This is a genomic window from Pseudogracilibacillus sp. SO30301A, from assembly GCF_037072025.1.
In the GTDB taxonomy this organism is placed as follows: Bacteria; Bacillota; Bacilli; order Bacillales; family Amphibacillaceae; genus Pseudogracilibacillus.
The window spans coordinates 1-23,932 of the sequence record NZ_JAXHDD010000010.1 but is presented as its reverse complement, the minus strand read 5'-3'; the positions used below and the strand labels follow the sequence as shown (position 1 = coordinate 23,932).

Annotated in this window: 21 protein-coding genes, 2 pseudogenes and 1 riboswitch; of the genes and pseudogenes, 14 read left to right on the top strand and 9 right to left on the bottom strand. The window is 35.1% G+C overall.

Going from position 1 to position 23,932, the window contains the following annotated elements:
* Positions 1-2: 2 nt before the first annotated feature.
* The 3 genes from SPD89_RS07260 to SPD89_RS07250 are packed head-to-tail and all read left to right on the top strand — an operon-like array spanning position 3 to position 2,306.
* On the top strand, positions 3-530 hold the full coding sequence (locus SPD89_RS07260; protein ID WP_336261293.1) for a TlpA family protein disulfide reductase: 528 nt from the start codon (positions 3-5) through the stop codon (positions 528-530).
* A 17-nt stretch (positions 531-547) separates the two neighbouring features.
* Positions 548-1,231, top strand: coding sequence for a response regulator transcription factor (locus SPD89_RS07255; RefSeq protein ID WP_336261292.1), 684 nt, complete (start codon positions 548-550; stop codon positions 1,229-1,231).
* Complete coding sequence (locus tag SPD89_RS07250; protein ID WP_336261291.1) at positions 1,221-2,306, top strand: sensor histidine kinase; 1,086 nt, start codon at positions 1,221-1,223, stop codon at positions 2,304-2,306. The genes SPD89_RS07255 and SPD89_RS07250 overlap by 11 nt, the downstream gene beginning before the upstream one ends.
* Before the next feature lie 123 nt (positions 2,307-2,429).
* On the opposite strand, the pseudogene tnpA reads toward SPD89_RS07250, so the two are convergent.
* Positions 2,430-2,653: pseudogene (gene tnpA, locus SPD89_RS07245) on the bottom strand (IS200/IS605 family transposase).
* 437 nt (positions 2,654-3,090) lie between these two features.
* Positions 3,091-3,234: riboswitch (FMN riboswitch) on the top strand.
* A 206-nt stretch (positions 3,235-3,440) separates the two neighbouring features.
* On the opposite strand from tnpA, the gene ribD reads away from it, so the two are divergent.
* From ribD to cydC, 9 genes are all read left to right on the top strand, one after another.
* Positions 3,441-4,544, top strand: coding sequence for a bifunctional diaminohydroxyphosphoribosylaminopyrimidine deaminase/5-amino-6-(5-phosphoribosylamino)uracil reductase RibD (gene ribD, locus SPD89_RS07240; protein ID WP_336261290.1), 1,104 nt, complete (start codon positions 3,441-3,443; stop codon positions 4,542-4,544).
* The gene (gene ribE, locus SPD89_RS07235) at positions 4,525-5,133 is read left to right on the top strand and encodes a riboflavin synthase (protein WP_336261289.1); all 609 of its coding nucleotides are present in this window, start codon (positions 4,525-4,527) and stop codon (positions 5,131-5,133) included. Before ribD ends, ribE begins: the two co-directional genes overlap by 20 nt.
* Before the next feature lie 4 nt (positions 5,134-5,137).
* A complete protein-coding gene (locus tag SPD89_RS07230; protein ID WP_336261288.1) occupies positions 5,138-6,334 on the top strand; it encodes a bifunctional 3,4-dihydroxy-2-butanone-4-phosphate synthase/GTP cyclohydrolase II in 1,197 nt (398 codons plus the stop codon).
* A 12-nt stretch (positions 6,335-6,346) separates the two neighbouring features.
* The gene (ribH, locus tag SPD89_RS07225) at positions 6,347-6,814 is read left to right on the top strand and encodes a 6,7-dimethyl-8-ribityllumazine synthase (RefSeq protein WP_336261287.1); all 468 of its coding nucleotides are present in this window, start codon (positions 6,347-6,349) and stop codon (positions 6,812-6,814) included.
* 292 nt (positions 6,815-7,106) lie between these two features.
* On the top strand, positions 7,107-7,328 hold the full coding sequence (locus SPD89_RS07220; protein WP_336261286.1) for a hypothetical protein: 222 nt from the start codon (positions 7,107-7,109) through the stop codon (positions 7,326-7,328).
* Between the two features lie 291 nt (positions 7,329-7,619).
* The gene (locus SPD89_RS07215; protein WP_336261285.1) at positions 7,620-9,020 is read left to right on the top strand and encodes a cytochrome ubiquinol oxidase subunit I; all 1,401 of its coding nucleotides are present in this window, start codon (positions 7,620-7,622) and stop codon (positions 9,018-9,020) included.
* Complete coding sequence (gene cydB, locus SPD89_RS07210; protein ID WP_336261373.1) at positions 8,992-10,023, top strand: cytochrome d ubiquinol oxidase subunit II; 1,032 nt, start codon at positions 8,992-8,994, stop codon at positions 10,021-10,023. Before SPD89_RS07215 ends, cydB begins: the two co-directional genes overlap by 29 nt.
* The gene (cydD, locus tag SPD89_RS07205; RefSeq protein WP_336261284.1) at positions 10,023-11,747 is read left to right on the top strand and encodes a thiol reductant ABC exporter subunit CydD; all 1,725 of its coding nucleotides are present in this window, start codon (positions 10,023-10,025) and stop codon (positions 11,745-11,747) included. The genes cydB and cydD overlap by 1 nt, the downstream gene beginning before the upstream one ends.
* Positions 11,747-13,462 carry a thiol reductant ABC exporter subunit CydC gene (gene cydC / locus SPD89_RS07200; RefSeq protein WP_336261283.1) on the top strand — a complete coding sequence of 572 codons (1,716 nt, stop codon included), beginning with the start codon at positions 11,747-11,749 and terminating at the stop codon, positions 13,460-13,462. The genes cydD and cydC overlap by 1 nt, the downstream gene beginning before the upstream one ends.
* A gap of 986 nt (positions 13,463-14,448) precedes the next feature.
* Here the strand turns inward: cydC and tatC are convergent.
* From tatC to SPD89_RS07180, 4 genes are all read right to left on the bottom strand, one after another.
* The gene (gene tatC, locus SPD89_RS07195; RefSeq protein ID WP_336261282.1) at positions 14,449-15,270 is read right to left on the bottom strand and encodes a twin-arginine translocase subunit TatC; all 822 of its coding nucleotides are present in this window, start codon (positions 15,268-15,270) and stop codon (positions 14,449-14,451) included.
* A gap of 11 nt (positions 15,271-15,281) precedes the next feature.
* Complete coding sequence (gene tatA / locus SPD89_RS07190) at positions 15,282-15,479, bottom strand: twin-arginine translocase TatA/TatE family subunit (protein ID WP_336261281.1); 198 nt, start codon at positions 15,477-15,479, stop codon at positions 15,282-15,284.
* A gap of 81 nt (positions 15,480-15,560) precedes the next feature.
* Positions 15,561-17,270, bottom strand: a complete 1,710-nt coding sequence (locus tag SPD89_RS07185) for a GMC family oxidoreductase (protein ID WP_336261280.1) — start codon at positions 17,268-17,270, stop codon at positions 15,561-15,563.
* Positions 17,271-17,277: 7 nt separating this feature from the next.
* Positions 17,278-18,039 carry a gluconate 2-dehydrogenase subunit 3 family protein gene (locus SPD89_RS07180; protein WP_336261279.1) on the bottom strand — a complete coding sequence of 254 codons (762 nt, stop codon included), beginning with the start codon at positions 18,037-18,039 and terminating at the stop codon, positions 17,278-17,280.
* A gap of 478 nt (positions 18,040-18,517) precedes the next feature.
* Here SPD89_RS07180 and SPD89_RS07175 point away from each other — a divergent pair, with 478 nt between their 5' ends.
* Positions 18,518-19,585, top strand: coding sequence for a citrate/2-methylcitrate synthase (locus SPD89_RS07175; RefSeq protein WP_336261278.1), 1,068 nt, complete (start codon positions 18,518-18,520; stop codon positions 19,583-19,585).
* A gap of 604 nt (positions 19,586-20,189) precedes the next feature.
* On the opposite strand, the pseudogene SPD89_RS07170 reads toward SPD89_RS07175, so the two are convergent.
* The 4 genes and pseudogenes from SPD89_RS07170 to SPD89_RS07155 all read right to left on the bottom strand — a co-directional run.
* Positions 20,190-20,362, bottom strand: a pseudogene (locus tag SPD89_RS07170) (transposase); the annotation flags it as partial.
* 929 nt (positions 20,363-21,291) lie between these two features.
* On the bottom strand, positions 21,292-21,456 hold the full coding sequence (locus SPD89_RS07165; RefSeq protein ID WP_336261277.1) for a hypothetical protein: 165 nt from the start codon (positions 21,454-21,456) through the stop codon (positions 21,292-21,294).
* A 6-nt stretch (positions 21,457-21,462) separates the two neighbouring features.
* Positions 21,463-22,722: a helix-turn-helix transcriptional regulator gene (locus SPD89_RS07160; protein WP_336261276.1), complete on the bottom strand. Its 1,260-nt coding sequence runs from the start codon at positions 22,720-22,722 to the stop codon at positions 21,463-21,465.
* Positions 22,723-22,949: 227 nt separating this feature from the next.
* Positions 22,950-23,327: a VOC family protein gene (locus tag SPD89_RS07155; protein WP_336261275.1), complete on the bottom strand. Its 378-nt coding sequence runs from the start codon at positions 23,325-23,327 to the stop codon at positions 22,950-22,952.
* Positions 23,328-23,631: 304 nt separating this feature from the next.
* Here SPD89_RS07155 and SPD89_RS07150 point away from each other — a divergent pair, with 304 nt between their 5' ends.
* Positions 23,632-23,862, top strand: a complete 231-nt coding sequence (locus tag SPD89_RS07150; RefSeq protein WP_336261274.1) for a hypothetical protein — start codon at positions 23,632-23,634, stop codon at positions 23,860-23,862.
* The last annotated feature ends 70 nt before the right edge of the window (positions 23,863-23,932 follow it).

Below are 23,932 nucleotides of genomic sequence, written 5' to 3'. Positions count from 1 at the left end.
AAATGAAAAAATGGATTATAATCGTGGTGGTAGTAGGTTTATTAGGGTGGGCAGTTTATGATTTTGCAATAAATAAAGAGACAACACAAGAACTGGATCCAGATGTGGGACTTGAAAAAGGCAATCTTGCCCCAGATTTTGAGTTAGAAACAATTGACGGGGAAACAGTTAAATTGTCTGATTTTCGTGGGGAAAAAGTAATGTTGAATTTTTGGGCAACTTGGTGTCCTCCATGTCGTGCTGAAATGCCAGATATGCAAAAGTTTCATGAAGAACATGACGAAGGGGTTATTTTAGCTGTTAATTTAACTGAAACAGAAAATAGCCCAAGAAATGTGGTCAAATTTCTTGAAGAATATGGAATTTCTTTTACAGTTTTGGAGGACAAAAATACAACAGTAGGTAATATTTATAGAGCTCAATCCTTGCCAACTTCTTATTTAATTAATTCAGAAGGAAAAATTCATAATATTGCTGTTGGTCCACTTAATTATGAACTGATGGTTCAAGAATTTGAAAAAATGGATTAATCCATGAGGTGTTTATAATGAAAGAACCAATTTTGGTCGTTGAAGATGATGTCATGATCCGCAATTTAATCACAATTTACTTGAATAAAAATGGTTATGACGTTTTAGAAGCGGAGGATGGTGAACGTGCAAAAGAACTCTTTTTGAAGCATCATCCTTGTTTAATTGTTTTAGATTTAATGTTACCCAAAATTAGCGGTGAAGTGTTTTGTAAATGGGTACGAAAAGACATGAATAATAATGATGTATCAATTATTATGTTATCTGCAAAATCACAAATTGGTGATAAAATAAATGGACTTCAGATTGGAGCAGATAATTATATTACCAAGCCGTTTAATCCTGATGAACTTGTCGCACATGTAGAGGCAATGCTGAGGCGTACAGGGATGATGTGTCAAAAAATAACGTACGACGGATTATGTATTATGCCACGTAAGCGGGAAGTACTCCTTTACGATAAATCGATTCATTTAACGAAACATGAATTTGAATTATTATATTTGTTAATGTCCCATCCAAATACAGTTTTTACAAGAGAACGATTAGTAAATGAACTGTATGCTTATGATGAACAAGATATTTTAGATCGTACGATTGATGCCCATATTAAAAAGTTGCGAGAAAAAATTGAGGCAGTGCCTTCTAAACCGAGACGAATACGAACGATAAGAGGAATGGGGTATAAGTTTGTCAATTAGTAAAATTTTACAAGCTATTATTCCAAAAGGATTTTTATGGCGGCTAACAAGTGTAAATATCATTGTTGTAGCTGGGACAATTGTACTTTCTGGATTAGCAATTTACCATACTGCTTGTTTTTTAGTTGACGGAATTGGTAACTTTTCAGTAACTCGGCAACAGCAATTCAATACAACTTTATTTCAGTATGTATTTCTTTTTGCGATCATTGCTGTGTTTACTAGTAGCATTATCCACTTTTATTTGACAAAAAAACTAATTGATCCTGTAAATAATTTAATTGAATCTACAAAGATTTTAAATCAAGGCTCTTATCCAGAACGGCTCCCCGTTTCCTCTAAAGACGAAATCGGTCAGTTAACTAAGCAATATAATGAACTAATCCAACAACTTCAAGAAAATGAACAATATCGAAAAAAATTAGTTGCTGATATTTCTCATGAACTTAGAACGCCAATCGCTAATTTAACAGGTTATCTTCATGCCCTTAAATCTGGTGATATTGAAGCAAACCCGCAATTATTTGAATCTTTACATGGGCAAGCAGTACAATTATCAATTCTTATGGAACAAATGGATTCTCTTACGGTGTGGAATGGGGTAGGAAACGAAAAAATCATGCTAAAAAAAGAGGTGCAAATAAAATCTGTTATTGAGGAAAGTGTTCAAATGTTCACCTGGAAATTAGCAGAAAAAGATCTTAACGTAACGATAAATGTAGAAGAAGCGGTAGTATTCATTCATAAGGAAGGAATACGACAAGTATTAAATAATTTAATCGATAATGCGATACGGTACTATAAAGGTAATGGACCGATTATTATTCGGGGGATAAAACGTGATAATTATTATCAGTTTATTGTAGAAAATCCTGGTGATCAAATTGAAAAAGAACAACAAGATCAATTGTTCAACCGCTTTTATCGTGTGGAGAAATCTCGTAATCGAGAAACGGGTGGTACCGGTTTAGGGCTGGCTATTGCGAAAGAAATAATTGAAAACCATGGCGGACGGATAGAAGTTCGTTCAGAATGTGGGAATAACACTTTTTCATTTACTATTCCAATTAAATAATAAGTGAAGGGCATTCCCCTTCAAATTGCAACTGCAATTAGTGGAGGGTTAACCTTCACGGTCTTGATTTTTGATGTATTCCTTAATTACGGATATAGGTGCTCCGCCGGAAGTTAAAATTAATTAACTCCAACTCCAAGAATAAGGTTTCCAATAATAAGCCTTAAGGAATTTTTCGAACTCCTTTCGAATGTATCTAGAGGTTATAGTTTTAAAACTATTAACTATATTAGCTAGATTAATTTGTGGTGGTGCATTAATAATATATGGTGATGATCCTCCTCACTGTTAATTTCTAAAATCTCACATTTCCATTTTGAAGCGATTTCTTCGAGTCGCTTTTTTATTTGGTTATGCTTCAGATGGCGCTGTCATTGGCAGAAAGCTTATGAACCAACCAATAGAAAAAGACCAACTGAAAGCTCTAACGAACAGATTGAGGAAACTCTTCCGAAAAGTAAAGGGACCCCTGGAAGTTGGATTAATTCAGATTCGACTACAAGCTCATCTGCAACAACCACATTTAAAGTAGGAGATCATGTTAAAATTAATTTAAGGGCAAAAAAATATGCAACCGGAGAAACAATCCCTACTTAGGTGAAAATAGATCTTTTACGATACAAAAAGTAGCTTCAGATCAGGTGTTATTAAAGAAAATTACTCTTGGGTAAAAAAGGTAGATATTATTAAATAAAGGTTCGAAATAGCAAACGGTTATGTTAAATCATTTGCTATTTCTTTTTTTGTATATTAAAGTTAATATTACAACTGCATACAAGTGATAACAAGTCTTCGGGGGTCGGGTGAAATTCCCAATCGACGGTGATTAAGGTTCATTCCTTACAGCCCGTGACCTGTGCTATATAGCATGGCTGATCTGGTGAAACTCCAGAGCCGACAGTTAAAGTCTGGATGGGAGAAGAATTGTTAAACGAGTGAATAAGACAGTAAAACGTGCTCTCTTTTTGTCTATTTATTTATCTTTTTGTTTTGGATAAATAAGTAAATAACAGTAGAGGTATGTTTATTTGGATACAGTTTTTTGTATACTTATTTGCTTATTTAATAATTTTGTAATGAAGCCTCTGAAGCAATTCAGGGGCTTTTTAGCATTTTTAAAAGGAGGGGATTAGGTTGTTGGAAGAAGAGTATATGCGTTTTGCAATACAATTAGCAAGTCAAATAAAAGGTCAAACAACCCCGAACCCGCCTGTTGGTGCAGTTGTTGTAAATGGTAATAGAATTGTTGGATTAGGTGCACATCTTTCATATGGAGAGGCTCATGCTGAAGTAATTGCGTTAGAAATGGCAGGAGAAAAGGCGGAAGGAGCTACCGTTTACGTTACGCTAGAGCCTTGCAGCCATTTTGGGAAAACACCGCCCTGTGCAGATTATGTAATAAAAAGAAAAGTACAGCGTGTTGTAATTGCTTGCGAAGATCCGAATGAAAAAGTAGCTGGTAAAGGAATAGAAAAATTAAAAGCAGCCGGGATAGATGTAAAAGTAGGTTGCTTGGAAGAAGAAGCAAAATCTTTGTATGACAAGTTTTTTCACTATATAACTACGAAACTTCCATATATTACAGTAAAGTCAGCGGTAAGCATAGATGGCAAAACAGCAACATCCACATTAGAAAGTAAATGGATTACCAATGAAGCTGCTCGTATAGATGCACATACTTATAGACATCAACATGATGCGATTTTAGTAGGAGTACATACAATAATGGAGGATAATCCAAGGTTAACTACTCGTATAAAAAGTGGAAGAAATCCAATTCGAATTATTTTGGATACACATTTACGAACTCCGATTGATGCGAATGTTGTGATAGATCAACACGCAGAGACTTGGATATTTGTCGGCAACCATGTATCTAGAGAACAAATCAATGAATTTACGAAATTAGGTATAACAATATTTCAAATGGAAAGTGACAATATTTCAATTGAAAAAGTACTTCAAAAATTAGGGGCTGAAAAAGTTACTTCACTTCTTGTTGAAGGTGGTGCAACGGTAAATAGTTCATTTTTAAAATCTAAGCATATTAACCAATTGATTATGTATATTTCACCGATTATTATTGGAGGAAATATGGCACCGGGAGCCTTTGGTGGTCAGGGGTTTAAAAGATTAGCAGATACCCTTAAATTACAAATAAAAGAGTTAAAGCAAATTGAAGGGCAAATTAAAATTGTGGCGCTTAAGGAGGAAAATGATGTTTACAGGAATCGTTGAAGAGATAGGATATATTGCGGAAATAACGGACGTATCAAAAGAAGCGGTTCAACTAACGATCGATGCAAGTCTCGTGCTAGAAGATGTAAAAGTTGGTGATAGTATTTCAGTTAACGGTATTTGTTTAACAGTAACAAATTTTAATAGAGAATATTTTCAAGTGGATGTCATGCCGGAAACAATTAATGCGACATCGTTAGCGAGTCTTGAAGTTGGCTCCGGTGTTAATCTGGAGCGTTCGCTCAGACCAACTGATCGAATGGGAGGGCATTTCGTCACCGGTCATGTTGATGGTGTCGGGAAAATTGAAAGAAAACAGTTACATCAAAATGCAGTTTACTATGATATTAGCATACCAGAATCAATTAAAAATTATTTTATTGTAAAAGGTTCGGTTGCAGTAGATGGAGTGAGCTTAACCATTTTTGGTGTGGACGTTGCGAAAAATCTAATTACGATATCCCTCATTCCACATACGGCGGACGTTACGATCCTCGGTGAAAAAGCGGTTGGTGATATTGTGAATATTGAATGTGATGTTCTTGGAAAACATGTACATGAATATTTAAAAAACACGATAAGGGTGTGAAAGGATGTTTCATAAGATAGAAGAGGCTATAGAAGATTTAAAGGCGGGAAAACTCGTTATCGTAGTTGATGATGAAAATCGTGAAAATGAAGGGGATTTCGTTGGACTGGCGGACAAGGTAACTCCAGAGATGATTAATTTTATGATTACACATGGGAAAGGTTTAGTTTGTACTGCGGTTACGAAGGAAAAGGCAGAATTACTCGACTTGTCTTTAATGGTCGATAAAAATACGGATCCGTATGGGACGGCATTTACGGTAAGTATTGATCATGAAACCACATCGACTGGTATAAGTGCATATGAAAGAGCAATAACGATTAGAGCATTGACGGAAAAGAATGTAACAAGAAGTCAATTTAAGCGTCCTGGACATGTTTTTCCTTTAATAGCGAAAGAAAACGGCGTACTAGAACGTCCTGGTCATACGGAAGCGTCTGTTGATTTAGCGAAAATAAGTGGTGCTTCCCCAGTTGCTGTGATTTGTGAAATTATTAAAGAAGACGGTAAGATGGCCCGTGTGCCGGATCTAATTAAAATAGCGAATAAATGTCAATTGAAACTAATTACGATTAAAGAATTGATAGCATACCGGAAAAGAAATGAAAACTTTATAGTAAGAGAAGTAGAAACAAATTTACCGACTGATTATGGAAATTTTAAACTGATTGGTTATTCTAATAAACTGGATAATAAAGAGCATATTGCACTTGTAAAAGGAGAGATTTCTAGTAAAAGTTCAGTACTAGTTCGCATCCATTCAGAATGTTTAACTGGTGATGTCTTTCATTCAAAACGGTGCGATTGTGGTTCACAATTAGATAAAGCGCTCAAAATGATTTCAGAACGAGGGAGTGGTGTAGTTATCTATATGCGGCAGGAAGGTAGAGGGATCGGATTATTAAATAAGTTACGAGCTTATCGATTACAGGAAAATGGGCTAGATACTGTAGAAGCAAATGAGACATTAGGTTTTCCAGCAGATTTAAGAGAGTATGAAGTTAGTGCTCAAATATTAAAAGATTTACAGGTTTCAAGTATAGAGTTGCTTACGAATAACCCTAGAAAAATTGCAGCATTGGAAAATAACAATATAACAATCGAAAAGCGAGTCCCAATGGAACCAAATTTATTTAAGGATAATGAAAACTATTTATATACGAAACAGGAAAAGATGGGACATATGTTAACGTTAAAATGAAGGGGAATAGAGATGGGAAAAGTATATCAGGGTAAATGGATAGGAACTGAGTTAAAAATTGGAATTGTTGTCGGACGTTTTAATGATTTAGTTACAAAAAACTTATTAGATGGTGCTATAGGGGCATTAAAAGGGTATGGAGTCAAAGAAGAAAATATCGATGTTGCCTGGGTGCCAGGTGCTTTTGAAATTCCGCTTATTGCACAAGAAATGGCTGCACGAACGTATGATGGAGTAATTGCTTTAGGTGCAGTGATTCGAGGAGCTACACCACACTTTGATTATGTTTGTAATGAAGCGGCTAAAGGTATTTCTCAAGCGAGCTTACAAAGTGGCAAACCAGTCATTTTCGGTGTAATAACAACAGATACGATTGAACAAGCAATTGAGCGAGCGGGAACGACAGGTGGAAATAAAGGAACTGAAGCAGCAGCAGCCGCAGTAGAGATGGCGAATTTGATACAAGATTTAAAAAATTAATGATTTTTTGATTTGGGGATGTAAGTGATGGTTGATGTTGGAGGTCGCTCATAAGTTGTTCTAAGTAACTACTAATGATGCAGCTGCGCTTAAGAAGATGCCTAGTGGTCTAGAAATATGCTTAGTCGCTCGCAAAGGGGTGCCTAGTGGCCTGAAATCATGCTTAGTCGCTCGTAAAGATATCTAGTGGTAGGAAAATATGCTGAATGTAACATCATAATTGATAAACGGATATTTTGTTTCATTCCTTTAATTTTTTCCTAGTGTACGCTACTATTATGTTAGAGTATGCATGAAGGAGAGGATCCAGATTAAAGTAGACTTAAAGTTTTATTTATATCAAATTCTGGGTGTATTCATTATATGGATAGGGATGACGATTTTTCTCGATGATTTGTTTGGAGCTGGTCGAATTATTTATTATGTTGTTACATCATGGCTCTTATTCCTAATTGTATTAACGATTAAAAAGTTTATAAATGACCGAAAAGAGAAAAAAAATAATGTAGAATAAGTTTTTATTGTAAAAAATCCGCACAACTAATGGGATTGGACTAGTTTGATATATACATGTCCGTTAATCCATAGGAATTGTGCGGATTTTTCTAATTACAGACTTTCGGAAATCTTCTGTTAATATTGTCCAATAATGAAAGCGCTACTCTTAATTGTCAATATTCATACATAGAACCGTGCGAAAATTGTAACCAATACCCGACAATGTATGTGAAATATAGCGTATACTGAAACTACAGTCATAATGGATAGGATTATATATATGAAACAAGGGGAGATGAAATAAATCATGGATCCGTTAATTATAGCCCGCCTTCAGTTTGCATCTACCACAATATTTCACTACTTTTTTGTACCGGTATCAATTGGATTAGCGTTCACTATTGCGATCATGCAGACCTTATACGTCATTAAAGGAAATGAAGTTTATAAAAAAATGACAAAATTTTGGGCGGTTTTGTTTTTAATCAATTTCGCTGTTGGTGTAGTAACAGGGATTTTACAAGAGTTCCAGTTTGGGATGAACTGGTCCACATATTCACGATTTGTCGGGGATGTATTTGGCCCGTCTTTAGCAATTGAGGGATTGCTTGCATTCTTTATGGAGTCAACATTTATCGGTATTTGGGTGTTTGGTTGGAATCGATTATCAAAAAAATTACATTTAGTATCGATTTGGCTTGTGTCATTTGGAACAATTCTTTCCGCGTTTTGGATTTTGTCGGCAAATTCCTTTATGCAAAATCCTGTCGGGTACGAATTTGTGGATGGTCGTGCACAGATGAATGATTTTATTGCAATTTTAACGAACCCACATTTATGGGCTCAGTTTCCGCATGTGTTTTTTACATCATTAGCAACAGGGGCATTTGTTGTTGCAGGGATTAGTGCTTGGAAAATGTTACGTAAACACGACTTAGATATGTTTAGAAGATCATTTAGAATTTCAATTACTATTGGTGCTATTGCCTCATTTATCATTCTATTTACCGGACATTGGCAAGCACAGTATTTAGTTCAATCCCAGCCAATGAAAATGGCAGCAGCAGAGGCACAATGGGAAACGAGTGAAGATCCTGCACCGTTTACTGTTTATGCAAAAATTAACACGGAAGTGAAAGAAAATGATGTTGAAATACAAATTCCATTTTTATTAAGTTTCCTTTCATATAACCAGTTTAGCGGATCATTAGAAGGGATAAATCAATTACAGGATATGTATGTCGAAAAATATGGCCCGGGAAATTATATCCCACCCGTAAAGGCACTCTTTTGGGTATTCCGCTTAATGACTGGAGCTGGTGGTGTCATGTTACTACTCGGTTTCTACGGTATGTATGCCACCCGTAGAGGGATGATGCCTAAAAATAATATATATTTAAAAATGATGCCTTTTGCGATCATTTTACCATTTTTAGCGAACACAAGTGGATGGATTATGACAGAAATGGGCAGACAGCCATGGGTTGTATTTGGACTGATGAAAACGGAAGATGCGGTTTCCCCATCTGTAACTGCAAATGAAATGTTATTTTCGCTTATTGCATTCAATTTACTCTATGCAATTATGGGGACTGTGGCAGTATATTTATACGTTCGACATATTAAGAAGAAAGATTATGAAGAGTTGGATGCTCCTGTAACAAAAGATCCTTTTGATGATGAAGGAGGTGCGGAAGTTGTCTCTTAATGAATTTTGGTTTATATTAATTACTATTTTATTTATCGGTTTTTTCGTACTAGAAGGATTTGATTTTGGGGTTGGTATTGTTTCTCGCTTTTTAGGAAAAAATGATAAAGAAAAGCGTGTGTATATTAATACGATTGGTCCGTTTTGGGATGCGAATGAAGTATGGTTAATTACGGCTGGGGGAGCAATGTTTGCTGCATATCCACACTGGTATGCAACGATGTTTAGTGGATTTTATATACCTTTAGTTTTCATGCTCCTTGCCCTCATTATCCGTGGTGTATCTTTTGAATTCCGCGGAAAAGTAGAAAACCTGAGATGGAAAAACACGTGGGACTGGGCAATGTTTATCGGTAGCTTGTTACCACCGATTTTATGGGGAGTAGTTTTAGCTAACTTTATGACAGGTATGCCGATTAATCAAGAAAAAGAAATGATCGGTGGGTTCTTGCAATTTTTACACCCGTTTGCTTTACTTGGAGGTCTCATGTTCCTCATGCTTACAATCATGCATGGCCTACAATTTATTACGATCCGAACAACTGGTAAATTACAAGAGCGGGCACGGGAGCTTGGTAAAAAAGTTGCTCCTGTAACGATTATTCTTTTCTTAGCATTTATCGTTGTCGGTTATATTATTTCAGATGTGTTTACGTACCATGGTCAAACGTTTATGGTGATTCCGATTTTAGCTTGGGTATCTCTACTGTTTGCTAACTTGTATAATACACAAAAAATGGACATGAACGCCTTTGCATTAACAAGCATTACAATCATATTACTAATTGGAAGTATTTTTCTAGGAATGTTCCCACGGGTTATGATTAGTTCAATTTCCGATGCTTATAGTCTTACAGTGTATAATGCTGCATCCGGTTCTTATACCCTTAAAATAATGACGTATTTCTCAATATTATTACTTCCATTTGTTTTAGGGTATCAAGCATGGAGTTATTATATTTTTAGAAAAAGAATAAAGAAAAATGATGAGTTGGAATACTAATGAAACAAAAACGAAAAAAAGGATTACCTACCTATCCAGGTTCGGGACTAGTCCATAGTATATTGACATTATTAATTTTAGGAGAAGCCGTTGCTGTTATTGCCCAAGCGTATTATTTAGCTCGGGCAATTACCTTTTTATTTCAAGGAATACCAATCGAAAAGGTACTCACTGATATTGGCTTCTTTTTTATTGCTTTTGTTATTCGCTACATTATTACTCATATAGAAATAGCTGTAGCAGACCGTTTTGCTGCAACATCGGCAAAAACGCTTCGGAACGAATTAATGCATGTTTATTTTGATCGGAATATATCTTTTGTTCAAAAAATTGGAACAGGTCATTTAGTCACATTAGCTATGGAAGGCGTAGACGATGTAAAAAAATATGTGGAAATCATAGGGATTCGCATGATTAAAACAGTGATTATTCCAGTGTTAATTGTTATGTATGTATTTTTTTACGATCCCATTTCTTCGATTATTTTAGTCGTATCGGTTCCTATTGTTGTTATTTTTATGATTTTGCTTGGCGTGGCGGCTGAAAAAATGGCAGATAAACAATATGAGACGTATACAAGATTGTCAAACCATTTTATCGATTCGTTAAAAGGACTAGAAACGTTAACTTACCTGGGTAAAAGTCGAGATCATGCTAAAAAGGTTTATCGTGTAAGTTCTGAATACAGAAAAGCTACGATGAAGACGCTTCGTGTTGCTTTTTTATCTTCTTTTGCACTAGACTTTTTTACAAGTTTATCCATAGCTTTTGTTGCTGTAGGACTCGGCCTTCGTTTAATTGAAGGTCAAATATTACTACTTCCAGCACTAACAATTTTAATTTTAGCACCAGAATACTTTTCACCTATTAAGCAAGTTGGTAAAGATTATCATGCAACTTTAGATGGACAAATCGCTATTGCAGAGATAGACAAACTAATCGCAACGCAAAAAGGTGAGGTAGTTATAGAAAAAAACAAACCAATTTTATGGAATGAAGAGAGCAAAATTGATTTTAATGAAGTAACAGTGGAAATTGATAGGAAAAAGGTATTGAAATCTATTTCGTTTCAAGCTAATCGTGGCTGGGTTGGAATTGTTGGAGAAAGTGGAGCAGGAAAATCAACCCTCATTAATTTGTTAGCAGGAAGAATTGAATCGGCTTACGGTACAATAAAAATCAATAATGAAATTGTTGCATCGTTAAATTATGCTGCGTGGTTTGAAAACATCGCCTATATTCCACAACATCCATATATTTTCCCGTTGTCCTTGGCAGATAATATTCGTTTTTATCAACCGAATACTTCAGATTCAAAAGTAAAAGACATTATTGAGAAAATCGGACTACAAGATTTAGTAATAGAACTGCCGAATGGAATGTATGAAAAAATTGGCGAAGGTGGTCGAGTACTTAGTGGTGGACAGGAACAACGTATCGCTATTGCCCGAGCTTTATTAAGCGAAAAGCCCATTATTTTATTGGATGAACCAACTGCACATTTAGACATAGAGACAGAGTATGAGATAAAACAGCTCATGCTTGAACTTTTTAATGACAAATTAGTTTTCTTAGCCACCCACCGCCTTCACTGGATGAAAGAGATGGATCAAATTATCATGCTTCAAGATGGACTTCAAGTAGAATGTAGCTCACATGAAGATTTACTTGAAAAGCATGGTGAATATGCACAATTTGTTAACTGGAAAGGGGAGGGAAGCTGATGAATGAATGGATTATTCCTTATATTAAGAAAAATAAAGGTCGCATGGCACTTACTGTTTTCTTTGCGATTTTAGGGGTAACCTCAGGAGCAATGTTGTTATTCGTCTCAGGTTATTTAATTTCAAAGTCTTCCCTTCGACCAGAAAATATTATGCTCGTTTATGTACCGATCGTTTCAGTACGTGCGTTTAGTATAGGGCAAGCGGTATTTCCGTATCTTGATAAGTTAGTTAGTCATGATATTGTTTTACGAATTTTAGCAGACTATCGAAAAAGACTTTACAATTTGCTGGAGCCTCAAGCACTTTTTTTACAAAGTCGTTATCAAACCGGCGACATTTTAAGTGTACTGTCTGATGATATTGAAAAACTGCAAGATTTTTATATTCGAACATTACTTCCGAGTTTTGTTGGAGTGGTTATATATGGTATTTTTGCAATCGTTTTAGGTCTTTTTGATTGGCTGTTTATGTTAATGATGATTGGATTACTTGGTGTCATCGTGTTTTTAATACCATTTATTTCTTACATGATGATGAAGAAAAATCATATTTTAATTAAGGATAAAAGAGGAAAATTATATCAGCATTTTACCGATGCAATGTTTGGCCAACTCGATTGGCTTGTCAGTGGACGTGTTGATGAAGTAGTTAGCCAAGTTGTTAATGAAAATAGTAGGCTAATCTCCAAAGAAAATAAGGTTAATACTTGGCATCATATCCGCGATGCCTTTTTACGATTTATCGCTGGATTAGCAATTATTGCAACGATGATTTGGGCGAATTTTCAAGCAGGAGAGGGAACGATATCTGCAACAGTTATTGCCGCCTTTGTCTTAATGATGTTTTCGATTACGGATGCCTTACTCCCATTGAGTGATGCAGTAGAAGAAATCCCAACATATGTCGATTCAATAAGAAGGATCGAAAAATTACAACAATCAAAAAATGCAGAAATGAAGCTTACAGAAGCTAGAAATGCTACGTTCAATAAGCCAACGATTCGAATTGAAAATATTAGCTATCAATATGAAACAGTAAGTAAGAATTTAATTGACAATCTATCACTAACGATTGAACCTGGAAAAAAGGTTGCTATCTTAGGGAAAAGTGGAACAGGGAAATCAACATTGTTAAAAATGTTAGCTGGTTTAATCAAACCAACTGAAGGAAAAATTTATATAGATGATATGGAGATGAACTCCGGTTATTTGGCAAATGCTGTATCAGTTTTAAATCAAAAACCTCATTTGTTTCATACAACGATTGCAAATAATATTCGGATTGGAAAGGCTAATGCGACAGAAGAAGAAATTAAAAATGTTTTAAAACAAGCACAAGTATTGGAAATGGTCGATCAATTACCGAATGGGATATATACACAGATGGATGAAATGGGGAAACGGTTTTCAGGTGGGGAAAGGCAACGAGTTGCATTTGCCCGCGTATTAATTCAAAATACACCAATTATTTTAATGGATGAACCAACGACAGGACTTGATCCACGGACTGAAAGAGATTTGCTAACTACTTTTTTAGAAGCAGCCAAAGAAAAGACAATTATTTGGGTAACACATCATTTAGCTGGTGCAGAATTAATGGATAAAATTGTTTTTTTAAATGAAGGAAAAATAAAACTAGATGGTTCTCATCATCATTTAATGGAAACGAGTGAATACTACCGTACACTGTATCAGATGGATGAAGCGTTGTAATCGACAAGGAATGTATATTTATATTGGATTCATATTAGAAAGGAATACGGCATAGGGACATAGCTAAACTAAGCACTTTCAAAGACGAGCAATTATATTTTAGAATATAAAGAACGTTACTATTTCAAGTGGCAGCATTGTAATATGGAGTTGAAGGATACTGTGACGTAACGATTTATCACCATTGGGGAAAAGTGACTCTACCTCCGCTCCGGAGTGTGAGTCGATTAACAACATGCAGAGTCCGGATCTAAGATGTCGAGTCTTTTCCCAACATGTCGATCTGTAAGATGGGTAGTTTCGATGTTAATCGTGCCCGTTTTGGGTGAGGGTCATGGAAAATGGTCATGTTTCGATATTAATCGTGCCCGTTTTGGGTGAGGGTCATGGAAAATGGTCATGTTTCGATATTAATCGTGCCCGTTTTGGGTGAGAGTCATGGAAAATGGTCATGTTTCGATATTAATCGTGCCCGTTTTGGGTAAGGGTCATGGAAAACGGTCATGTTTTGATGTTAATCGTGCCCGTTTTGGGTGAGAGTCATGGAAAATGGTCATGTTTTGATGTTAATCGTGCCCGTTTTGGGTGAGAGTCATGGAAAACGGTCATGTTTTGATGTTAATCGTGCCCATTTTGGGTGAGAGTCATGGAAAACGGTCATGTTTTGATGTTAATCGTGCCCGTTTTGGGTGAGAGTCATGGAAAACGGTCATGTTTTGATGTTAATCGTGCCCGTTTTGGGTGAGGGTCATGGAAAATGGTCATGTTTCGATATTAATCGTGCCCGTTTTGGGTGAGAGTCATGGAAAACGGTCATGTTTCGATATTAATCGTGCCCGTTTTGAGTGGGGGTCATGGAAAACGGCGAGTCTTTTTCTATGATGTCGAGTCGATCCGTATCGATTTATTAATAAGCAGAGCCTAACGTCACAGTTTATGAAAGTAGTAATAGTTTTAAAAAATCTACTCAATTTCTAAAGTTAAACCTAATCAGTTGTTACGACTTTAGGCTGTTCAGCACCTTGTCTTTTTTCCATTTTATTTACAATATAAATACTGATTTCGTACAATAGCGCCATCGGGATTAATACCATCAGCTGGCTAATAAAATCCGGTGGAGTGATTAGTGCTGATAGAATAGCAATAACTAGATAGGACCATTTTCGAATATTTTTCATCGTTTCTGTTGTTAGTACCCCAATTGAAGCAAGGAACATAGCGATTGCTGGAAGTTCAAATAGGAATCCGATCGGGATAGTTGTCATAATTAAAAAATGTACATATTCCTGTGCAGAGATAATGACTTCAAAGTTCATAGAGCCAAAGTTCATTAAAAACCGATAGCTCAATGGATTGATGACAAAGTATCCGAAAGCAACGCCAATTATAAATAATAAGAACATAATGGGTGAATAAAGACCAAGATACCGAACTTCATTTGTTTTTAGCCCGGGCTTGACGAATTGCCACATGAAGTGGATTAGAAATGGCAAAGAAAGTCCAAGGGCCAAGGTAACAGAAATAGATGTGTAAAATTTTACAATTTGAAACGGTCCAAATACAACTAATTCATTTCCTTTTGTTACGAGTGGAAACCATTTATTCATTGTTAAGAATACAATGATTAAGAAAAGTAAAAAGATAAAAATACTTTTGATCAATTGATTTCGAAGTTCTGAAAGGTGGTCGATGAGCTTGTCATCGTTCTGAACATGTAGCTCATCTTCCACTGCTTCCCTCTTTATTTCTATAGGCTTTTTATCAAGGGGACTTAAGATTTTCCTTTTAGTTCTCTGAATAGGTTCCATCATAACACCTTCTACGTTATGTCCGTATTTTTATTTTCTTCGGCTCCTGGTTCATCATCTTCCATGATTTCTTTAGTTGATCTTTTGAACTCTGCCAATGTTTTTCCTACAGCACCACCGATTTCTGGAAGTTTTTTTGGTCCAAAAATAATTAGCACGATGACAAGAATAATAATTAAACCAGGTATCCCAATTTGAGCTAATCCCATATGATTGACCTCCTTTCTAAGGTAAATATAAAATTTTATATACGTGCAGCTACATCTAAGAGGAGGTAAGAAATTGCTTTATTAAACTAAACTTCCACCATTTTTACTGTATTTGATGATTCCTTCCGCGCACCGATATGCCAAAGCTCCAACTGTGCCGGTTGGGTTATATCCACTGTTATGCGGGAAGTTACCAGCACCGACAACAAAGAGGTTGTCTGCATTCCAATGCTGCAAGTAGTTGTTCACCACACTTGTTTCTGGATCGACCCCCATAATCGTTCCACCTGTATTATGTGTAGATTGATATGGAACAATGTCATAGTCTGCTAAAACATTGGCTTCAACAATTTCCTTTGCTCCCATTTCATTCATTATCTCAGCTGTTTTTTCTGAAATAAATTTATGCAGAGCTCTATCCTGATCGGTGAAATTATACGTCAATTGCAATAAAGGCAAGCCATACGCATCTTTGTATGTCGAATCCAATGATAAAAAGTTTTCCTTATGAGGTAGTGAAGCGCCTTGACCGCCTACATAGAGAGAACGGGTAAAATTATGAATTGACGCTTTTTTAAATTCAGCTCCCCATAAAGGAACATCATCAGGGATAGGGTTACTATTAATAGGTCTATTTCCAGGTTGTGTTATCCATATACCTCCACCATGTAAAAAATCAAGCTCGCTATGATCAAAATTATCCCCATTAAAATCATCCATATACATTCCAAGGGAACCTGCCCCCATAAAAGTATTCATTTGATTTTCAAAAAATCCAGTTGTTCCGGTATTAATTTGGTAACAATAATTTTTTCCTAACGTACCTCTGCCAGTATCAGGATCATATTGCTCTCCAATATCAGAAATCATTAATAGTTTGGCGTTGTTTAAAATATAACTTGTTAGAACAACTACCTCGGCAGGCTGAATAAATTCCTCTTTTGTTACAGTGTCAATATATCGGACACCTGTGACTTTATCGTCTTCTTTTAATATTTCCACGACATTAGAATGCACCCGCAATTCATAGTTGCCAGTTTTTTTGGCAGTAGGTATGACTGTAATTTCAGCTGCAGATTTAGCTCCATACTCACAACCGAATCGTTCACAAAATCCACAATATTGACAAGCAAAAATTGTTTCACCATCAGGATTTTCATATGCCTCCGATAAATTAGCGGAAGGTAACATATAAGGTGTATATCCTTTAGCTTGTGCTGCTTTTTCAAATTTTTGAAGTATCGGAGTTTTTTTCATCGGTGGTGTCGGATAATCATCTGATCTTTTACCGGCAAGCGGATTGGTCTCTCCTGAAATACCTGCTACTTTTTCAAACTTATCAAAATATGGCTCTAATTCATCGTATGTTATACCCCAATCTTGAAGTTGAAAGTCTGGTTTAATTTTATCTGCGCCATATTTTTCTTCAGTTATTGTTTTTATTTCAAAATCGTACGGAAGAAACCTGAAAGTCCATCCATTCCAATGGGTACCCGCCCCACCAAGTCCTTCTCCCAATAAAAATGACCCCATTTGCCTCATCGGCAATGCTTTTTGTTTACGTGTGTTTCGAAATGTGACAGTTTCTTTTGATAAATCTTGCATTAATTCATAACGGATGGCATAGCGGTATTCGTCATGGATTCTTTGATAATCCTGGGTTCCTCTTTCTTCGCCACGTTCTAGTCCTACTACGTTTAGGCCTGCTTTAGCACATTCAGCTGCAATGATACCTCCTGTCCATCCAACTCCAACTGTTACTACATCTACTTTATCGAATGTTTTTGCCATGTATGGATCACTCCTCTATTTTCTGGTCCATGCTTGCTAATGATTGCGGCTCAATTTTCTTAAATTCTTCGCTATCTATATCCTTGATATAAGCCATTTGGTGACCAGGATAATCTTTCATTCTCCAACCATCCATATTGTTATTTCCACTATATATTGGGTCTGCATATGCCCCCTCCAAAGTTGCAGAACGAAGCAATTGGAAAAAGAAATCTGATGTTAGCCCATCCATTTCGACTTCACCTTTTTGAAAATCTGTTAAAATTTCATCCATTTGCTCATCGTCCAGTTTGGCAAAGCCAGTATCGAAACGACTTTGCGCTTCTTCTTCCATCTTTCTGATTCCATGTAAAAACACTTCTTGTCGTATGAGCGGTGTTTGATAGCCTTGCGTAGGCTCACCCACATCAAATGGTCCCTGCATATATTCTCTAGCATTGACCCCATAGCTTCCCGCAAGTTGGTTATCAATGAAATAAGGAACGCCTAAACCAATCGCACCTGGACCAAGCTCATCTTCTGGGAAAATACGCTCTGTCGCCTGTGACAATATATCAAAGTCACGATTACTTTTAAAAAATTTCCTTCCTTTCGGACTTGCTGCTTTATACTCTTTCACTGTTTCATTAGGCTGGGGGATATTGGCATCTTTTCGGACGTTATAGCCAATCGCTCCTCCTATGAGTCCGCCACCAACCAAAGTTCCTACAGCAATACCCGATGTTTTTAAGAAATCGCGACGGGATAAACCTTTATCATTTTTAGTCATGCTAAAAATCTCTCCTTAAATGTATTCCATTTGCTAGGATATAACTTAGCCTTAAATGTATTATTTCCCAAAATAGGATTATTTAACAATTATGGATAATGGAATTTTTTGTTAGTTAAAATTGCAATTTGATACTTAATTATTGTATATCCTGTATCCAGGTATTCTCAAAAAAATTTCATCTACTTATCTTTCAAGTATGAAAGGATTCTTACAATAATTTCATTCATTTAATCTAATATTTTGCCATTTTTTGAGTAACTTTTATTATCAAGGAAAAGCATTTACATCAGTATTCGTTCTTGTTACTATTAAATTAAATACATCACTCGACTGAGCAATCAAAGTAAAATTAATCTATGTAAAATAATTTGAAAATTCTAACTACTATAAGCCAAGAGGCCTTTGAAATTTATATCCCCAAAAAGAATATACGATCAGACATGAGTAATATTTTTATGAGAAGGAGGATTACAACATGAATAAAGCAGATAGTTGTTTAAAGCGCCCCGGGAATTCAGGTAATCATATTAGTTTGGTCGATGGTGAAAAAGATCGGTTATTTTATCGAGGCTTGGACGTAAAAGAGTTAGCAATTTATCATACATTTGAAGAAGTTTGTTATTTACTTTGGAATGAAGAACTCCCAACTAAATATGAGTTGGAAGAATTTAATAAGTATATGTACTCAAAAAGAAGATTGCCTAGATATATTATAAATATTTTAAAACATCTTCCTAACGATATGGATTTTATGAGTATATTAAGAACAAGTATTTCAGCTTTAGGTTCGCAAAGTTATACGTGGAAACCTACGATTGAACAAGCAATTGAAATTACTGCTATAACTCCGACGATCATTGCATATATTTATCGTAAAAATAATAATCTGGATTTTATTGAACCATCTTTTGAGAAAGGACATGTTGAAAATTATTTATATATGTTAACAGGTGAGGATCCCAAAGAAGCCCATGTTAAAGCATTAAATGCGTACTTAATTTTGACGATGGAGCAGGGAATAAATGCCTCGACTTTTGCCGCTAGAGTGATTACATCGACAGAATCTGAGATGGTCTCCGCTGTAACAGGGGCTATTGGAGCAATGAAAGGTTCATTGCATGGAGGCACTCCAGCAAAAGTAAAAGAAATGCTTGATATGATTGGTACGAAAAATAATGCAGAACGTTGGCTAAGATGCCGGTTTGAGTGCGGTCTAAAAATTGTCGGCTTCGGTCATCGAATTTACAAAGTGCAAGATCCGCGAGCACGCATATTGAAAGATGTTATTAAATCACTTGTCGGACAAGACGATTTATTAGCCTTGGCATATCATGTTGAACAAACGGTAATTAGTTTATTTGAAGAATATAAACCTGGTAAAAAACTATATGCTAATGTTGAGTTTTATGCAGCTGCCGTATTAAAAGCAGTTGAAATGCCAGAAATATTATTTACACCGACTTATACGGTAAGTAGAATGGTTGGATGGACGACCAATATATTAGAACAGTCTAGAAGTAGTCAACTTTTCAAAACATTATAAAAGTTACTTTCAAAATAATAATGGTGGAGCGTTGGTCTCCACTTTTATTAGCAGATAGGGAACTTTCCTACTGCTCACTGGCTAAAAGTGCGACGTCCCATCTCTACGCCAGTACTAGCACGTCCTGTGCGTCGTAAGTGCAACTAAGGCTTGGCGATAAGGCAAGTTTTCTAATAAATATATGAAAACAGCACGTTCTTTTATATTGAGAACGTGCTGTTATCTGTATAAGCATTTGGTTTAAAGTAAGTCCATCGCTTAATTTTATTAACGTCCGACTTTTTTAATACTTTTCCCAAATTTTAATTAAAAACATTTTCACCTAACTTCATTTTAGTATAATCATATAAAAATCCCTTTTTTCTTTTTTTGATGGTATTAATATTTTTAACAAGAATCATCATAATTAATAAATTTATCAACTTTACACCCACAAAAAGAAATAGAACCAAAGTAACTACTTCGAAATGACTCATAGCTGATCACCAACCTTTCGCTTTACAAAAAGTCTTAAAATTTCAGGTGCTTTCGCACTATTTCTCCATTTCTTACAAGCCTGATAAGCCCCTTGGTTAAGAAATTCCGTTACTAACCAAGCCATCCCGCCAGTTTCGTAATCCAATGTACCAATTAATTTGACACCATGATGCTTGCCATATGTTGGTATCTTTTTTGTTGCCCTTTTGGAAACCAGGTCTTAGCAATGGCTTGATAATCTCTAATCATGGATTCATCCTGGAACAAAATTCGATCAATCTCGCCATCTTTCATTTTTTTTTGCAGTTTCAAATTCTTTTTTGAATGCTAACACCGTCCAAGTTGATATCCATTTCATTATAGATGGCGGAAACGTCAAAGTGTTCCAACATTTCATAGATGGGATAAGCATCGAAAGCCGAGTCTAAGATGCTTTCCCCAATTTTCCATTCAGGGTACCAATGCAGGAGTTCACGATAGGTGCTAACAAGCAGGACAGAATCATGTTTACTTGCCCAGCCTTGGATAAATGGGTAAATCATATGGACTTTCGGCAGTACTAACCATAAAACCTAAGTTCCCGGAATTTATAACGAGTTCAATTTGAAAATGCTGTAATATCAAGGTCTCGTCGTAAATTTGTTCATGAATCCATCGTTATACTTTAAACATTTGTAACGATGGAACTTTCCAGTATTTACGCGGGGTTTCGAAATTTCTCGTTACACAATCCGGGAATCCAGGATAAAAAGGTTCCGTCCATAATAATATTTTTCACGGGAGCTGTCCCAACCCCAGTTTGCATCAGGATCAGAAAACTTCCGCAAAGCACTCGCATTTCCAGTTTCCTTGTTTACGGCAATCACAAAGGAATTTTCTATATGGTCGCTCACCAGTTTCTACAGGTGTACCATCGGTCAAGATGCTTAATGACTGCGTGTTTCCTAAAATCCTTTCTGAGGAAGAGTGGTCTACAAACATGGATTTAAATAGCTGTTCCAGTGTATTATAGGCTTTTGGTGAGTAACGATTTTTTCTTTGTTTACGTGTACGGCGAACTAGTTTTTCAACAATTCCAGGGTTTTTAGGAGCCATTTTTTGATTCTTTTTTCCTTTCTTTTTGGGCTTTTTCTTCTAATACAAAAGCCCTAGTCAAAAGACTAGAGCCGATACGGAAATTAATTTCCGAGAGACTATTATATAATACAGGGGGTAATTTAAATTGCGTTTTAATTGATATCTGCGTTGTCGCCGTTATTAATGCTAATAATACCATTGTTAGGGTTTACAGAATTAATATCTGCATTGTCTCCGTTGTGCATGTCGATTAAGCCAGATTGTAGTGCAGAGAAAGCTAATCCTAAAAATAATGCTAAAGTCATTAATTTCCTCAATGTTTTTCACCACCTTTCTGAAAAAACATTTAGCTCCATCCTGTAATAGGTTGCAGCATTTTTATATTTGTTAGTTTTGAAATAAAAATCTCCTAATTCTTTTGCTATTCCTTTAGCATTTTTAAACAACTTATTATTTATAAAATAATTTAGAGCTTCTGTTTTTTTCTTAATAAATTCAGCTTCATTACCTTCATATAAATCAATACTTCCTTTTAATGAAGATAATTGGTGATAATCTCTTTCTGTTTTCAAATATTGCGATGAAGTTCTTGCTAATTTTTTTGCATCGCTATATTGATTAAGTACAATATGGCATTTAATAATTTCGACTAGCGTAGCTAAAATACTTTCAGATTTGATTATTATTTTTAATTCATAAGATTTCATAAATTGTTTTAAAGCATCCGGAAGGTTATTCATTCCTTTATAAACGAGACCCTGATTATGAAAGATTCGTGCTTTGTGACTGCTGAATTTTAATATATTAGAGTAGTTCATCGCTTTTTCTAGTTCTTGTAATGATTCTTTAAACATAAAAGTATCACAGAATATTGTACCTAATAAATTATGTGCGATAGCTAATTTTTCCAGATCCCCGTTATTTATATAAAGTTTGATAGCCTCATCGGCATGTTTTTTTGCTTTAAAATAGTCGGATAATTGATAACTTATTAACGCTAAATTGTATTGTATAGCTGCATAAATTTTATTGAAATGAACATATTCTGTTAACTTATTGAAAGAACGATAACTCGTTTCTAAATGATTATTTCGATAAGCCGATATGCCTTTATAGTAGTAGTAAGCCTGCTTCAGTATCTGAGGGTATTCTGTTAAACTATCATTCTCTGATATAAAATAAGTTAACGTATTTTCTTCTATTTCTTTTGCTTTATCTAACTTATTTACTTTGTAGTAGTAACTGCATGTTAAGTAGAAATAAGTCCACTCTTGATAAATACAATTAATTGGTTCAAGAATTGGTTCTAAAATCTTCGGTGTGTTTGTAACATCCGTAAGAATTGTAACAAATAATTTAGATAATTGTTTGTCTAGATTTTTATCTGGTGTCAAACTACCCGATAAATAACGTTCACTTACCTTGAGTCTTTTAGCTAAAAATCGGATCGTTTCTTCTGATGCTGAATATCTGCCGGATTCTAAGTTACTTAAATGACTAACTGATACAATACCTTTCGCTAGTTTTTCTTGTGAAAGATTATTTTTTAATCTTAAGTAACGAAGTTTTTTTCCTAAGTGCATCTCTATCTCCACCTAAATTGTATAATTTAATAACATAATAACCAAATTTATAATGGTTTTTTTAATATTTTACCCAGAGTTTTGACTATCCTCAAAATAAATCGTATTTTCTGTATTTTTTTCAATTTAAAATTAGGAACTTTTGTAGAATTGAGTTTTTAAAATTTTTTATGAGAGTGGAAAGCCCATTTGACTGTCTATAATGAGATAAAATAATGTTTTGTATATTATTTTGAAGTGATACGCAAAAAGTATCCATCTGGATCGGCTATTTTAAAACCTCGCATTGCCCATGGGTATGTTTCAATATCAACTTCAGGTATGATGTGATTCTTCTGACAGCGTTCATATACATCCTCTAATTTATCAACAACAATGATTAACTCAAATCCATTCCCTTTTTGCTCTGTTTTCGCTTTTGTAAGAAAATAATGCTTGTCTTCTAAAGTGGTTTTTGCAGTTAACAATAGAGAAAAACAATCGTAATTAAAGCGTCCACAACGGTCATTTCGTCCATAGAGTTCTAGTCCAATGATATTCTCATAAAAATCAAGCGACTTTTCTATATCATCCACATATAATTCGACTCTAAAAAGAATGCTCATTTTTCTCGTCCTTTCCCAAAAAGATACAAGTTGTTTTTTATAGAATAGGTTACTTTTTCATAATTATCAATTGTTTATGGATAATTATACTAGTTTTTATTGGTTTGTTTTATGGTACCCATTAGCTATGTATATTAAAATTACTCCTAACCCCCATATATTCAAAATTATATATTATTGTCTGTCTGTATCTCTTTTTATTATTTCCCACATTGCTCGTAATTTTTTCAAGTCTCCTTCTTCGGATAGTGGTGTCTTATCACAACTTAACTGTTTATAATAAAATTTAAGAGAGGTGGTAGAATTGGCGGAAATTTTAAAAGTAAATAATTTCAGGAATGAAAAAAGATACCAAGAACGAGAAAAGGAAATTGAAGAAAGGGAAAATAAAATTAGTGAAGGTTATAAAAGTGATATTAGACAATATAAAAATTATTGCTTGCTTACTTTCCAGCCAGAAGGAATTGTATCCTTTTTAGATTATTTATATATTTCTATTAGGGATGAAAGAGTTAAAAACCTGAATTATTCATAGCTTCATGCCATATCCTTCATTAGTGCCGTTATAACGGCTTTCTTACTCATTAACGCTAATCACCTGAAAA